At 70.8% G+C, this 13,885-nt stretch carries 15 protein-coding genes; 7 read left to right on the top strand and 8 right to left on the bottom strand.

Features of this window, described 5'->3' with window-relative positions; genetic code table 11:
• The first annotated feature begins 260 nt into the window (after window positions 1-260).
• Both AQI88_RS12265 and AQI88_RS12260 read left to right on the top strand, forming a co-directional pair.
• On the top strand, window positions 261-686 hold the full coding sequence (locus AQI88_RS12265) for a MerR family transcriptional regulator (protein ID WP_066996556.1): 426 nt from the start codon (window positions 261-263) through the stop codon (window positions 684-686).
• The gene (locus AQI88_RS12260; RefSeq protein ID WP_066996553.1) at window positions 683-1,126 is read left to right on the top strand and encodes a carboxymuconolactone decarboxylase family protein; all 444 of its coding nucleotides are present in this window, start codon (window positions 683-685) and stop codon (window positions 1,124-1,126) included. The genes AQI88_RS12265 and AQI88_RS12260 overlap by 4 nt, the downstream gene beginning before the upstream one ends.
• On the opposite strand, the gene AQI88_RS12255 is transcribed toward AQI88_RS12260, so the two are convergent.
• On the bottom strand, window positions 1,113-3,599 hold the full coding sequence (locus AQI88_RS12255; RefSeq protein WP_066996550.1) for an alpha-L-arabinofuranosidase C-terminal domain-containing protein: 2,487 nt from the start codon (window positions 3,597-3,599) through the stop codon (window positions 1,113-1,115). The genes AQI88_RS12260 and AQI88_RS12255 overlap by 14 nt on opposite strands.
• Window positions 3,600-3,712: 113 nt before the next feature.
• Here AQI88_RS12255 and AQI88_RS12250 point away from each other — a divergent pair, with 113 nt between their 5' ends.
• Window positions 3,713-4,156, top strand: a complete 444-nt coding sequence (locus tag AQI88_RS12250) for a DUF6314 family protein (protein WP_066997168.1) — start codon at window positions 3,713-3,715, stop codon at window positions 4,154-4,156.
• Here the strand turns inward: AQI88_RS12250 and AQI88_RS12245 are convergent.
• The 3 genes from AQI88_RS12245 to AQI88_RS12235 all read right to left on the bottom strand — a co-directional run bounded on the left by AQI88_RS12245 (window position 4,138) and on the right by AQI88_RS12235 (window position 6,773).
• The gene (locus tag AQI88_RS12245; protein ID WP_066996546.1) at window positions 4,138-4,731 is read right to left on the bottom strand and encodes a histidine phosphatase family protein; all 594 of its coding nucleotides are present in this window, start codon (window positions 4,729-4,731) and stop codon (window positions 4,138-4,140) included. The genes AQI88_RS12250 and AQI88_RS12245 overlap by 19 nt on opposite strands.
• A 73-nt stretch (window positions 4,732-4,804) precedes the next feature.
• Complete coding sequence (locus AQI88_RS12240; protein ID WP_066996543.1) at window positions 4,805-5,242, bottom strand: GNAT family N-acetyltransferase; 438 nt, start codon at window positions 5,240-5,242, stop codon at window positions 4,805-4,807.
• A gap of 97 nt (window positions 5,243-5,339) precedes the next feature.
• On the bottom strand, window positions 5,340-6,773 hold the full coding sequence (locus tag AQI88_RS12235) for an aminotransferase-like domain-containing protein (protein WP_066996541.1): 1,434 nt from the start codon (window positions 6,771-6,773) through the stop codon (window positions 5,340-5,342).
• Between AQI88_RS12235 and AQI88_RS12230 the strand changes: the two genes are divergently transcribed.
• Together AQI88_RS12230 and AQI88_RS12225 are read left to right on the top strand one after the other, a co-directional pair.
• Window positions 6,772-7,683, top strand: coding sequence for a DMT family transporter (locus AQI88_RS12230; RefSeq protein WP_079057531.1), 912 nt, complete (start codon window positions 6,772-6,774; stop codon window positions 7,681-7,683). The two genes, AQI88_RS12235 and AQI88_RS12230, sit on opposite strands and share 2 nt — an antisense overlap.
• 16 nt (window positions 7,684-7,699) lie before the next feature.
• Window positions 7,700-7,897, top strand: coding sequence for a DUF1918 domain-containing protein (locus tag AQI88_RS12225; RefSeq protein WP_066996535.1), 198 nt, complete (start codon window positions 7,700-7,702; stop codon window positions 7,895-7,897).
• Window position 7,898: 1 nt separating this feature from the next.
• Here AQI88_RS12225 and AQI88_RS12220 read toward each other — a convergent pair whose 3' ends face one another.
• Complete coding sequence (locus AQI88_RS12220; RefSeq protein WP_208615766.1) at window positions 7,899-9,143, bottom strand: glycoside hydrolase family 10-like protein; 1,245 nt, start codon at window positions 9,141-9,143, stop codon at window positions 7,899-7,901.
• A gap of 172 nt (window positions 9,144-9,315) precedes the next feature.
• Here AQI88_RS12220 and AQI88_RS12215 point away from each other — a divergent pair, with 172 nt between their 5' ends.
• A complete protein-coding gene (locus AQI88_RS12215; protein WP_066996529.1) occupies window positions 9,316-10,176 on the top strand; it encodes a 3-hydroxybutyryl-CoA dehydrogenase in 861 nt (286 codons plus the stop codon).
• A gap of 194 nt (window positions 10,177-10,370) precedes the next feature.
• Window positions 10,371-10,628, top strand: coding sequence for a hypothetical protein (locus tag AQI88_RS12210; protein ID WP_066996526.1), 258 nt, complete (start codon window positions 10,371-10,373; stop codon window positions 10,626-10,628).
• On the opposite strand, the gene AQI88_RS12205 is transcribed toward AQI88_RS12210, so the two are convergent.
• The 3 genes from AQI88_RS12205 to AQI88_RS12195 all read right to left on the bottom strand — a co-directional run bounded on the left by AQI88_RS12205 (window position 10,625) and on the right by AQI88_RS12195 (window position 13,845).
• Window positions 10,625-11,161: an NUDIX hydrolase gene (locus tag AQI88_RS12205; protein WP_079057530.1), complete on the bottom strand. Its 537-nt coding sequence runs from the start codon at window positions 11,159-11,161 to the stop codon at window positions 10,625-10,627. The genes AQI88_RS12210 and AQI88_RS12205 overlap by 4 nt on opposite strands.
• Window positions 11,162-11,226: 65 nt before the next feature.
• Window positions 11,227-12,567, bottom strand: coding sequence for an NsdA family TPR-like regulatory protein (locus AQI88_RS12200; RefSeq protein WP_066996520.1), 1,341 nt, complete (start codon window positions 12,565-12,567; stop codon window positions 11,227-11,229).
• Between the two features lie 210 nt (window positions 12,568-12,777).
• On the bottom strand, window positions 12,778-13,845 hold the full coding sequence (locus AQI88_RS12195) for a PP2C family protein-serine/threonine phosphatase (protein WP_066996517.1): 1,068 nt from the start codon (window positions 13,843-13,845) through the stop codon (window positions 12,778-12,780).
• Window positions 13,846-13,885 lie beyond the last annotated feature (40 nt).

Raw genomic sequence — 13,885 nt, 5'->3', positions numbered from 1 at the left:
GTCCGGGGGTCGCCGCGCGTTGCCCTGCATTTCCGGCGGTCCCCCACGGAATGTATGCCTTATGGATTCGCCGTCTTAGACGGGACCCGTTTCCTGTTGGTTGTGCGCTCACCAAAAAGTGGGGCGACTTCTTCCGAATACGGGAAACACCGTGTGAATTTCATGACGGCCAGGAAAACGAATGCTTTCCAAAAGGTGTTTTCAAGGTGAAGCGAGCAGCGCTTGACCTGGAGCGCACTCCAGGTTCTATCGTTCTTGTCATGACCAGCGGACAGCCCCTCCCGCAGGACCCGGAGCCCTCGTTGACCATCGCCCAGGTGGCCGAGCGCACCGGCCTGACGCACGACACGCTGCGCTACTACGAGAAGGCCGGCCTGATCGAGCGGATCGGCCGGACCACCGGCAACCAGCGCCGCTACCAGACGGCGGACCTGGCCTGGCTGGAGTTCCTGCTGCGGCTGCGCGAGACCGGCATGTCGATCGCGGACATGCAGCACTTCGCGCGGCTGCGGTCCGAGGGGGATGCGACGGTCGCCGACCGGCTGGCGATGCTCCGCGAGCACCGCGCCGGACTGGCCGACCGCATCCGGGCGCTCAGGCGCAACGCGACCGCGCTGGACGACAAGATCGATCACTACGAACAGCTGCTGGACGAACGGCAGCAGGGAACGGACGAGACGACATGAGCGAGAGCACCACCCGTGACGAGCGCTTCACCCACGGCCTGGAGGTTCTGAAGAAGGTCGACGGCGAGGCCGGGCAGCGGGTCGTCGACGCGCTCGCCGACATCAACCCCGAGCTGGGGCACCAGATCGTCGCCTGGGCCTTCGGAGACATCTACGACCGGCCCGGCCTCGCCCCGCGCGACCGCCAGCTGGTCACCCTGGGCATGCTCACCGCGCTCGGCGGCTGCGAGGCCCAGCTGGACGTGCATGTGAACGCGGCCCTCAACGTGGGCCTCACGCCCGAGCAGATCACGGAGGCGCTGCTGCACTCCGCCGTCTACTGCGGCATACCGAAGGCGCTCAACGCCACCTTCGCCGCGAAGAAGGTCTTCGCCGAGCGCGGGCTGCTGCCGCTCGGACAGCAGCCCGCGCAGGAGGACCCGGCGCCTACTTCTGCTTGATCCGCAGGAAGGTGACGGAGTTCGCCGGGAAGGTGTACGTGAACTTCCCCGCGACCGCGTCGAAGGTGGACGTCTGGGGGGCGACCGCCGTGGACGTCTCGGTGTTCACCGCGCCGGGCGCGGCGGCGAGCGTGGTCACCCTGGCCCGGGAGGCGACCTTCGCGCCGCCCAGGTCGATCGCCGTACGGGCCACCGAGGCCTGGGCGTTGACGACCTTGACGATCAGCTCACCGGTCTTCGCGTCCCGGGTGACGACCTGGCGGAACGGCTCGGCCGGCTTGTCGTCGGTGAAGCTGCCCCACTGCTGCCCGTCGAGGTAGAGCGTGACCTGGCGGCCGCGCACCTTGACGTCGATGTCGTAGGACCGGCCGGTCTCGACCGAGCCCGCCTTCGAGATCAGCGTGGACTTTCCGCCGTCCACGGCCTGCTCGACCGCGCTCTGGGTGTTGTTCCAGCCGCCCAGGTTCCACCAGTAGTAGTTGCCGGTGTCCTTGACGCCGAAGGCGACGAGGAAGCCCTCCTTGCCGGACTTCTTGGTGGCCTTCACCTGCAGGTCGTAGTCGTGCCAGGACGGGTCGCCCGCCTGGACCATGGTGTTCTCGGCGGTGTCGGACGTCTCGACGTACTGCCCGTCCTGGACGGTCCAGCTGCCGCTGCCCGTGTGGGTCCACTTCGAGGCGTCACCGGAGAAGTCGTCGCTGAGCAGGGTGCTCCCGTCGGCGGCGGTGACCTTGACGTCGTCGTAGGCGGCGCTGGTGTCCCAGGTGGACAGGCCGACGGCGCCGGTGACGGGTCCGCTGACGTCCGGGGTCGTGGTGGCCGTGGACGGCACCACCCGGCTGCCCACGTTGTTCATGAACAGCTTCTGGACCTCGTAGTTGGCCGAGCTCCAGGAGGCGTGGTTGTTGAACCACACCATGTCCGGGCTCCACTGCACGTAGTCCTCGTTGGCGAACAGCGGCGCGTAGGAGGCGAGCTTGACGACGTCCGCGTTGCGCTCCAGGCCGGTCATGTAGGCCGCCTCGGCGAGGCCGTTCTTGAAGGCGTTGCCCTGGGAGGCGTACTCGCCGAGGAAGACCTTCGGGCCGCTGCGGTCGTAGGAGTCGTAGCGGTCGTTGTTCTGCAGGAACCACTGCGGGCTGTTGTAGTAGTGCTCGTCGACCAGGTCGACCTTGGCGTCCTTGTTGAGCTTCCACGCCGTGTCGAAGGTCGCACCGGAGTCGTCCGGGCCGGAGTTGGAGATCACCTGCATGTACGGGTACTTCGCCTGGACGGCCGTGCGGAACTGCTGGAAGCGGGCGAAGAACTCGTTCGGCAGGTTCTCCTCGTTGCCGACCTCGATGTGGGTGAGGTGGAAGGGCTTCGGGTGGCCCATCCCGGCGCGCACCTTGCCCCAGGTCGAGGACGCCGGGCCGTTGGCGAACTCGATGAGGTCGAGGGTGTCCTGGATGTGCCGCTCGAGCAGGGCGTCGTCGGCGACGGCTTTGTTCTGGCCGCAGCCGGTCACCAGCGCCGGGACGACGGGCAGGGGCATCGCGCCGATGTCCTCGGCGAGGCGGAAGTACTCGTAGTAGCCGAGGCCGTAGGACTGGTTGTAGCCCCAGAAGTTGGAGTTGGTCGCCCGCTGCTCGACCGGGCCGACGGTGTCCTTCCACTGGTAGGAGCGCTTGCGCTGCCAGCCGGAGGCCTCGCTGTAGTCCTGCATCGAGCCGGTGTTGACCAGGCAGCCGCCGGGGAAGCGGACGAAGCCCGGGTGCAGGGCGGCAACCTTCTCGGCGAGATCCTTGCGCAGGCCGTTCGGCTCGTGCTTGTAGGTGTCGCGCGGGAAGAGGGAGACCATGTCGAGCGCGGCGGCGGCCGAGGAGGCGACGGTGAGCCGGCCCGTGGTGCTGGTGCGGGTCGCGGTGAAGGTGGCCTTGTACCGGGCCCAGCCGCCCTTCTTGACGGCGATCGGGCGCGCGGTGGCCAGGGTGCCGCCGGCGTCCTGGAGGGACACGGTGAGCGTGGTGCCGGCCCCGGCGCGGGCCCACACCGAGAAGTCGTACGTCTTGCCGTCCTGCACGGCGATGCCGGTGTTGTAGCCGGAGTCGGTGACCGATGAACCGGCGCCCAGGGACAGGTAGTCGCGGTTGCGGTCGTTGAGCCGGCCGGAGTCGTTCACGACCTGCGCCGTACCGGAGACCGTCCAGGCGGTCAGGGGCGTGTACGACTTGTTGTCGTCGGTGGAGTACTCGAAGGACCGGTTCTGCACGAGTTCGGCGTACAGACCGCCGTCGGCCGCGCGGTTGATGTCCTCGAAGAAGACGCCGTACATCGTCTTGTCGATCCTGGCGCCCTGGGCGGTGGGATCGACGGTGATCGAGTAGTCGGTGACATCGGCGGCGTGGGCGGGGGCCGGGACGACGGTGGCGGCGAGCAGGAAAGCGCTTGCCGTGAGGCCGAGTCTCAGCCTGGTGCGGGTGGTGCGTGACATGGATACTCCGCGGCTCTTGATTGTTCGAAATATCAGACTCTGGTCAGCACTTCGAACGGCAAGATAGGGAAGGGGTATGAGCACGTCAATGGGGCGGACAGACAGGGGTGATGATGGCCGAGTTCTGGCCCGTGGCCGACGTCCTGGCCCACCTGGCCGGACGCTGGCGGGTGGTGCGGACCGTGCGCGATCTGGCGAGCGGAGACGAAGGGCGCTTCGAGGGGGTCACCGTCTTCGGTCCGCCCGACGGCGGCGGGCTGCTGCACGAGGAGTCGGGCACTTTCACCTGGCAGGGCGTGACGAGGGCCGCGACGCGGACCCTGCGGTTCCTGCCGGGGAGCACGCCGGGCACGGCGGACGTACGGTTCGCCGACGGGCGGCCCTTCCACGAACTGGATCTGCGCTCGGGGCGGTACGTCGCCGATCACCCCTGCTCGGCCGACCTCTACCGGGGTGAGTTCACGGTCACGGACCCCGACCACTGGCGCACGGTCTGGCGGGTCGGCGGACCGGCGAAGGACCTGCTGCTCACCACCGACTACGTGCGCGAGTGCTGAGCGAAGACGCCGTCCAGGCGGAGGTTCCAGCGGCCCGAGCGGCCCGTCACCGAGGTCGTCGACAGCGGGCGCACGTCGATGTTCCAGTAGGTCGAGGGCGGCGCCTTCAGCACGTACACCAGGGCGGCGCGTATCACGGAGGGCTCGGCGACGGCGACGACCCGGCCGCCGTCGCCCACCGGGCGCGTGTCGAGCCAGCCGCCGACCCGGGAGATGAAGGCCAGCAGCGACTCGCCGCCGTGCGGGGTGGCACGCGGGTCGGCGAGCCAGGCGTCCACGGCGTCCGGTTCGCGGGCCATCGCCTCGCCCAGCGTCAGCCCGCGCCAGCGGCCCATGTCGCAGTCGCGCAGGGCGAGCTGGACCAGCGGGGCGTACCCGAGGGCGTCGCCGGTGGCACGGCTGCGCGGGGTCGGGGAGCAGTAGCGCAGCTCGGCCGCCGCCAGCGGCAGCAGGTCCCCGGCGACGCTCTGCACCTCGTCCCAGCCGGCCTGGTCCAGCGGCCGGTCGTCCTCGAAGCGCTCCGCGAGCAGCGGGGAACTGCGCGCGGCCGCGACGAACGTGACCCGAAGTGGCATGCGGTGATGGTGGGCCTCGGGTGTGTGCAGGTCAAGGGCTGTTGCCTGTGAGTTACCCGGGGTGTGCGCCCGCTCACTCGAAGGGGTGCACCATCCACTGGTCCGGGCGGTCCAGCGGCCTGAAGCCCAGCTTCTCGTACACCCCGTGCGCGTCCTCCGTGGCCAGCAGCATGCGGCGCAGCCCGAAGGGCCGCAGGTGGTCCCGGATGCGGCCGACGAACGCCGTGCCGACACCCTTGCCGCGCACCGACGGGTCGACGTACACATCGGCGAGCCAGGCGAAGAGCGCGCGGTCGGTCACCACGCGCGCGTACGCCACCTGCTCGCCCGAGGCGGTGGCGTACACCCCGAAGTTGATCGAGGACGCCATCGCCCGCTCGTGCTTGTCCCGCGGGCGGTCGATCGCCCAGTACGCGTCGGTCGACAGCCAGCCGTGGACGCGGTCGACGTCGACACGGTCGGTGTCGGCGGAGAACTCGTAGCCGTCGGGGAGGTCGGGTGCGTCGCTCATGCGGGGATCCTCACAGGACGGCACGACCGGCGTCGAACGGATTTACCTGCACCGACCACCGTCGCCCCGCCCTGGAACACCTGCTCGGAGCACCTGCTCAGAACACCTCCTCGCACGCCGTCCGCAACCGCCGCACTCCTTCCGCGATCTCCCCCGTCCCCGCCACCGCCGCGAAGCTCAACCGGAGGTGGCCCGCAGGAGGTTCGGCGCTGAAGTAGGGGCGGCCCGGAGTGAGGGCGACACCGGCGCGCAGGGCGGCGGCGGTCAGGGACGACTCGTCGACGCCGTCGGGGAGGCGGAGCCAGAGGATGTAGCCGCCGGACGGGATGTGCGGCAGGGCGAGTTCGGGCAGGTGCAGGGCGAGTTCGGTCGTCATGGCGTCGCGGCGGGTCTTCAACTCGGCCGACAGGGCCCGCAGATGGCGGGGCCAGGCCGGGGAGCCGACGAGTTCCAGGGCGGCCTCCTGGAGCGGGCGGGGGACGAAGAAGCTGTCCACGACCTGAATGGTGCGCAGCCGTTCCAGCACGGGCCCGCGCGCGGCCAGCGCGGCCACCCGGAAGCTGGGCGAGGTCACCTTGGTCAGCGAGCCGACGTGGACGACGACGCCGTCGGGGTCGTCGGCGGCCAGCGTCCGGGGCAGCGGGCCCGCGTCCGCGTGCACGAGGCGTCGTACGAAGTCGTCCTCGATGACGAACGCCCCCGCCGACCGGGCGATGCGCAGCACCTCGGCGCGCCGGTCGGGGGCCAGGACCGCGCCGGTCGGGTTCTGGAACAGGGGCTGGCAGACGAAGACCCGGGCGCCGGTGGCCCGGAACGCGTCGGCGAGCAGGTCGGGTCGTACGCCGTCGGGGTCGACCGGCACCGGGACCGGGCGCAGGCCGGCCGCGCGGGCGAGGGCCAGCATGCCCGGGTAGGTGGGCGACTCCACGAGGACCGGTGCGCCGGGCGGGGCGAGCGCCCGCAGGGCTGTGGCCAGCGCGGACTGGCCGCCGGCGGCGATCAGCACCTCGGCCGCGGTGACGGCCCCGCCGATGCCCCGCGCGAACCACTCCCGCAGCTCGGGGAGCCCCTCCAGCGGCGGCCTCCCCCAGGCGCCGGGGCGCCGCCCGGCCCGGGCGAGGGCCGCGGCCATGGCCCGCTCGGGTTGGAGCGAGGGGTGCGGATAGCCGCCGTTGAACTCCAGCACGCCCGGTGGCGGGGCGGCGAGCGAGACCGTCACCCCGGAGCCGTCCACCGTGCGCGGTACGAGATCGGTGACGCCCTCGGCGCTCAGCGCGACCTCCTGCCAGGAGGTGTCCCCGGCGGGCGTGGCGGCGGCCTGCGGGCGTGCGCGGAAGGCGCCGGCGCCGGGCCGGGTGACCACCAGTCCCTCGGCGGCCAGCTGGGCCAGGGCCCGGGAGACGGTCACCGGGCTCACCCGGAAGCGTTCGACCAGCGCCCTGCTCGACGGGAGCTTTCCACCAGGTGAGTAGCGGTCTAGTTCCCGTCGTAGCTGTTCTGCCAGTTCGCCGACACTGCTACGCTCATGCATGAGAGCACAGAGTAGCGCTACTACCACGACGGCGATAGCGGTCACCGCCCCCCGCGAGCACCGGTCCTTCGGCACCGGGCAGGCCGCCCTCGGCGTGATCGCCTTCTCCCTCACCTTCCCGTCCACCGCATGGGGCCTGGAGAGCTTCGGCCCCTGGTCCCTGGTGGCCGTGCGCAGCGTCCTCGCGGCGCTCGTCGCGGGCGGGTGTCTGCTGGTGCTGCGTGTGCCGCTACCCGACCGCCGGCATCTGCCGGGCCTCGCGGTCGTCGCCGTCGGTGTGGTACTCGGCTTCCCGCTGCTGAGCACGCTCGCCCTGCAGACCTCGACCACCTCGCACGCCGCCGTCGTGGTGGGCCTGCTGCCGCTGACCACCGCCGTCTGCTCGGCGCTGCGCATGGGCCACCGGCCCTCGCGGCGGTTCTGGCTGGCGGCGCTGGCGGGTGCCGCGGCCGTGCTCGCCTTCACCCTCGGCCAGAGCGGCGGCGCGCTCGACGCCGCCGACGGCTACCTGTTCGCCGCGCTGCTGGTGTGCGCGGCCGGGTACACCGAGGGCGGGCGGCTGGCCCGGGTCATGCCCGGCTGGCAGGTCATCGGCTGGGCGCTGGTGCTGTGTCTGCCGCTGAGCGTGCCGGGCGCCGCGCTGGCGCTGTCGTACGAGCCGGTGCAGCTGACCGGGCACGGCGTGGCGGGCCTGCTGTGGGTCTCGGTGGTCTCGCAGTTCCTCGGGCTGGTCGTCTGGTACCGCGGCATGGCGGCCATCGGGATTCCGAAGGCCAGCCAGTTGCAGTTGGCCCAGCCGCTGCTCACACTGGTGTGGTCGGCGCTGCTGCTGGGCGAGCACCTCACGGCGGCCGCTCCGCTGACCGCCGTCGCCGTGCTCGTCTGCATCGCCGTCACCCAACGGTCGTGACCGTGAGGAGGGCCTAATGCGCGCAAGCGTGGGTGACAAGCTTGTCCAGCACGGCAGGGTGGTCGGCCAACACGACCATGTCTCGGAAGTCGTGGAAGTGCTGGGCCCGGAGGGCAACCCGCCCTACCGCGTCCGCTTCCCGGACGGACACGAGGCCGTGATGTCCCCCGGCCCCGACTGCCAGGTCAAGCACAAGGAAAAGGAAAAGCAGTAGATCAGCGCGGTGGCTTCGCCGGCTGCCCGTAGTGGTCGGCGACCACCCGCGCCATCGCCCCGATCGGATCCGCAGCCACGTCCTTGGCGGCGAAGAACACGTGCCCGCGCACCTGCGGATATCCGGCGGCCAGCGTGAGGTGCCGGGACAGCTCGACCGGGTCCCGCCAGGCCGGGGGCTGTCCTGCGGCCCCCGCCTTGTACAGCGCCTCGCCGAGGTACAGCCGTGTCTTCGTGCCCTTGGCGACCTGGGCCCACCAGTCGACCAGGGTCGCGTAGTCGGCGGCGGCGTTGCCGATGTGCCAGTACAGCTGCGGGACGATGTAGTCGATCCAGTGGTTGCGCACCCACCTACGGGTGTCCGCGTGCAGATCGTCGTACGTCTGCACGCCCGCCCGGGTGTCCGAGCCGCGGGAGTCGGTCGTGGCGTTGCGCCACACCCCGAAAGGGCTGACCCCGAACCGGGTGCCGGGGCGGACCCGTTTGATGCCCGCCGCCATCTCCTTCACCAGCTGGTCGATGTTGTCGCGGCGCCAGGCGGCCCGGCTGGGGAAGTCGCCGCCGTACTCGTCGTAGGCGTCGTCGTCGTCGAAGGTCTGGCCCGCGACCGGGTACGGGTAGAAGTAGTCGTCGAAGTGGACGGCGTCGACCGGGTACCGGCCGACCGCGTCGAGCATGGCCTGCTGCACGAAGGCGCGGACCTCGGGCAGGCCCGGGTTGTAGTAGAGCTTCCCGCCGTAGGGCACCGCCCAGTCCGGGTGCCGGCGCGCCGGGTGCGAGGCGGCCAGCCGGCCCGGGTCGGTGTGGTTGGCGATGCGGTACGGGTTGAACCAGGCGTGCAGTTCCAGGCCCCGGGCGTGGGCCTCCCGCACGGCGGTGCCCAGGGGGTCCCAGCCCGGGTCCTCGCCCTGGGTGCCGGTGAGGTACTGGGACCAGGGCTCGTACGGCGAGGGCCACAGGGCGTCCGCGGTGGGCCGTACCTGGAGGACCACTGTGTTGAGCCGGTCACGGACCGCCCTGTCGAGGTGCGCGATCAGCTCGGTGCGCTGCGCGGCGGCCGTGAGGCCCGCGCGCGAGGGCCAGTCGCGGTTGGCCACGGTCGCCAGCCACACGCCCCGCATCTCGGCGGCCGCCCCCGTCCATGGGCCGTCCGGACCCCGCCGGCCCGGCGCCGCCGCGGCACCCTGGGCCATCGCCAGCGTCGACAGCGCCGCCAACGCGAACGCACGACGTGACATCCGCCCCATCTGCACACCCCCATACGCTCCGGATCCGCTCCGTCACGGATCGTTCCGCGCCCCAGGATGCCCCCACCCGGGCGATCGATCATCGATACTTGGCGGTAACGTGCACGATCGGAGCAGGCGCCGAAACCCGGAGGTCCTGCCGGAGCCGGAGAACACCAGCGAAGGGAACGATGTGACCGACATCGAGCGCGTCGGAGTCGTGGGCTGCGGCCAGATGGGCGCGGGCATCGCCGAGGTGTGCGCCCGCGCGGGACTGGACGTGAAGGTCGCCGAGACCACCGGCGAGGCCCTGGAGATCGGCCGTACCCGGCTGTTCAACTCCCTGGCCAAGGCCGCCGAGCGCGGCAAGATCACAGAGGAGGAGCGGGACGCCACGCTGGCGCGCCTCAGCTTCACCACCGACCTCGGCGAGTTCGCCGACCGCGATCTGGTGATCGAGGCCGTCGTGGAGAACGAGCAGGTGAAGACGGAGATCTTCCAGGTGCTCGACCAGGTGGTGACCCGGCCGGACGCGATCCTGGCCTCCAACACCTCCTCCATCCCGCTGGTGAAGCTGGCGGTCGCCACCTCGCGCCCCGACCACGTGGTCGGCATCCACTTCTTCAACCCGGCCCCGGTGCAGAAGCTGGTCGAGCTGATCCCGGCGCTCACCACCTCCGAGGGCACCCTCAGCCGCGCCCAGATGTTCGCCGAGAAGGCGCTCGGCAAGCACGCCATCCGCGCCCAGGACCGCTCCGGCTTCGTCGTGAACGCGCTGCTGGTGCCCTACCTGCTGTCCGCGATCCGGATGTTCGAGTCGGGCATCGCGAGCCGCGAGGACATCGACAACGGCATGGAGATGGGCTGCGCCCACCCGATGGGCCCGCTGAAGCTGTCCGACCTGATCGGCCTGGACACCATCGTCTCCATCGCCAACTCGATGTACGCCGAGTACAAGGAGCCGCTGTACGCCGCTCCCCCGCTGCTCCAGCGCATGGTCGAGGCGGGGCGGCTCGGCCGGAAGACCGGCTCGGGCTTCTACACCTACGGCTGATTACGAAGAGCGACGCCCTACGGGCCCGGCACCGAACTCGGTGCCGGGCCCATCTGTTTCACACACCGTGTGCGCGCCGGGCACGCATATGCCCTTCGCACACTCTCCCCAGGCGCCCACCAGGCGAGTTCACTCTTCATGCGCATGCAAGGGATGCGGAACAACCACGTTCGACTACGGAAAGGAGTGGACACGTGACCGCCGATCCAGAGCATCCCGTGGTCCATGGAGAACTCGCAGAGTTACGGCGCCGCCTCGACGTGGCGTACGCCCGAGTCGAGGGAGGACTCGCCCTGCTCAGTCACCGCACCAAGGAGACCGCCAAGGAAGTGGACGAGCTGCACACCCGCATGAGTTCACTGGAACACGCACGCTGGCCACTGCCCTCGGTCGCCGCGCTCACGGCTCTGGGAGCGCTGGTCGTGACGGTCTGGCAGGCGCTGGCCCACTAGGCATCGGCGAGCCTCAGGTGATGCAGCAGGAGTAACGCGGCCGCCATGTTGGCGGCCGGGACCTCCCCTCGGGCGATCAGGTCGGGGACGACTTTGAGGGGGACCCATTCACGGCGGTCCGACTCGAAGTCGTCCACGGGATGTCCGACGTACTCGCCCCGGTCGGACCAGTAGATGTGGTGCCGGGCGTCGGTGAGGCCGTTGGACGGCTCCACGCTCATCAGGTGGTGCAGGGGTCCCGGCCGCCAGCCGGTCTCCTCCTCCAGTTCCCTGGCGGCCGCGCTGGCGATGTCCTCGCCGTCCTCCACCACACCTGCGGCCAGTTCCCAGCCCCAGCTGTCGGTGATGAACCGGTGGCGCCACAGGAGCAGGACTTCGCCCGCCTCGTTGACCACCGTGGCGACGGCGACCGGCCGCAGCCGGATCAGGAAGTGGTCGAGGTGCCGGCCGTCCGGCAGCTCGACATCTGCGAGATTGACGCTGAACCAGCGATTTTCGTACACAGTTTGTTCGTTCTGTTTCGTCCACTGCACGGTTCTGCCACCTTCCGCCGAGTAAGTGGCAATATCGCAGCAGGGACTGTGTACCTACAGTGTGCCTACAGCGGTACGCGCAGTGCGCCGTCGATGAGTTCGGCGGCTTCGGCGGTTCCGGCCGAGCCGCAGCGCACCAGGTGCTCGCGCACCGCGCGGAGTCTGTCGCGCAGCCGCTGGGACTCCATCCCGCGGGCCTGCTCGGCCATCTGCACGGCCGTGGCCACCGCGTTGTCGGCGTTTCCCTGGCGCAGTTCGATCGTGCTGAGCATGGCGAGCCGGTGCACCCGGCCCCGGTCGTGGGCGGGGTTGTCGACCGCGGCCGCCGCATGCTCCCGGGCGGCGGCGAGTTCGCCGAGGCTCAGCAACGCCTCGGCCACCTGGACGTTGACGAGGCCGGGCTGGACGTAGCCGGTCTCGTCGGGCTCGTATCCGCGCCGGATGCGGTCGGCGGCCGTCTCGGCCCGGCGGATGCAGGACAGCGCGCTGCTGCTGTCGCCGAGGTGGGCGTACGCCTTGGCCTGCATCGCGTACAGGTCGGAGGCGAGGGCCGGGGTGATGTGCTTGCCGGCGGCGCGCAGCGCGGCCTCGGCGAAGGCGACGGCCTGCCGGTACTCCCGCATGAACAGCGCCTGGTTGACCAGCAGCGCGATCACGTACGCCCCGAGCCCCCGGTCCCCGCTGGCCTTGGCCAGCCTGAGCGCCTGGTGGAAGTAGCGCTGGGCGAGGCCGTGCGCATCGGAGTCGTAGGCACAGATACCGGCGATCGCCACCAACCCGCCGGTGGCCCGGTGCAGTTGGCGGCCGGTGGCGTCGGTGTAGCTGCCGCGCAGCAGCGGCGCCGCCTCGGCGTTGAGGAAGCCGACGATCCGGGTGCGGGTCGCGATGCCGCCGGCCTTGCGGTACATCTGCTCGTAGTGGGTGCGGGCGGCCCGCAGCATCTCGATGTCGGCGGCGGTGACCCGGTGCCGGCCGCCCCGGGAGACGTCCACGTCCTCGGGCGGGTTCTCCCACTCCCACACCGGCATGACGGCGGGGGTGCCGGTGACCGCGGGAGCGCCGAGCACATGCGCCCGTTGCTGTTCGTCCGAGCGCCACAGCGCGGTGGCCCGCTCCACGAAGCCGGAGAGCGAGCCGGCGTGCGGGGTGCTGGGCTCGCCCGGCACCCCGAGGCCGATGTCGTCCAGGGTGACATGCCGGTGCAGTCGTCCTGCGAGCACCTCGCAGATCAGGTCGGGCACCTGGCCGCGTGGCCGCTGGCCCTTCAGCCACCGTGCCACGGCGGTGTGTTCGTAGCGGAGCGCAAGGCCGCGTTTCCGGCCCGCCTGGTTGACGTGGGCGGCGAGACCGGCGTGTGAGATCCCCGCCTCGTCCAGGATCGCGTCGAGCAGAGTATTGGGCTGCATGGGATTGCCCCCCGAGTCGCCTGGTGCCGTCAGCGTAGTGCGTCCGCTTTCACACGGGGTGTGAACGGAGTGCCCGCATCCGCAGTGTGTGCGCACTGTCGCGGAGCGTGTTCTGCCGGTTGACTGAAAGTCCTCGCAAGAGGCTGGCCAAGCCGTCGGCTCCCCCTCAGAAAGCGGCGGCTTGGCCGTTTTGCGAGTCCCGGGGTGCCGCTATCGGTACGTCGTCGGCTGCCGGTCTGTGGGGGCTTGTCGCGCAGTTGCCCGCGTCCCTGGTACGGCGACGTTCCTTCGGTCGTTCCGCAGGACCAGTACCGCGATGTCGTCCGTGGGTGTGCCCGCCGTGTGGTGCAGAAGGGCCCTGAAGACCGTACGAAGGATCGTCTGGGCCGAGAGCGGGTGGTCGTGTACGGCCTCACGCAGCACTGCCGGCAGGGAGAAGAAGCGGCCGCGTGCGTCCCGGGCGTCTTCCGCTCCGTCCGTGAAGAGAACCAGGGACTCGCCGGGGAGGAGGTGGCCGCACGGGCGGGCCTCCAGTTCCGCCGGCAGCGGGAACGGGCCCAGGGGCGGGAGCGGATCGGCTCGGGTGAGTGGCTCCACCCGGGTGCCGCTGACCAGATACGGCCAGGGATGACCGCAGTTGAGGGCGCGCAGTTCACCGTCCCGGCCGATCTCCAGGAGCAGGACGGTGACGAACTCCTCGGCGACCGGGTTGTCCGGGTCCTGGGCACCGTTCGACGGGTGTTCGGCACGGGACCGCTCGCGCAGGTGCCGGGCCAGGGCGCGCTCCAGTCTCCGCAGGACGGAGCCGAGGTCGGGCTCGTCGTGCACCGCCTCACGGAAGCTGCCGAGCACGGCGGCGACGGTGCCGAGGGCGCCGAGGCCGTGGCCGCGCACGTCGCCCATCACCACCCGGACCCCGTGTTCGGTGGCGACCGCCTCGTACAGATCGCCGCCGATCGTCGCGCCGCGGTCGGCGGACAGCTGGGCCGCGGCGACGTTCAGACCGTCGAGGCGAGCCGGCAGCGGCCGCAGGACCACGCTCTGCGCGGCACCGGCGACCCGGCGGGCCTGCCTCAGTTCGCGCAGCAGGGCACGGCGGACGTGGAATATGAGTCCGGTACCGACCGCGAGGAACACGGCGCTGGTGACGATGCGTGCACCGAGCCCGCCCTGCTGGGCGAGCGGGCAGCCGAACTTGTAGGCGACCGCCACGGCTCCCCAGAGCGTGGGCAGTACGGCTCCCTGCGTGGTGGGTGCCCGTGCCTTGATGCGGATCATGCCTCTGGTCCCCCATGTGGGCCCTGACAGAGCAGACGGA

It is taken from the genome of Streptomyces cellostaticus, from assembly GCF_001513965.1.
Classification (GTDB): Bacteria; Actinomycetota; Actinomycetes; order Streptomycetales; family Streptomycetaceae; genus Streptomyces; species Streptomyces cellostaticus.
This window is presented reverse-complemented; position numbering and strand designations above follow the sequence as displayed.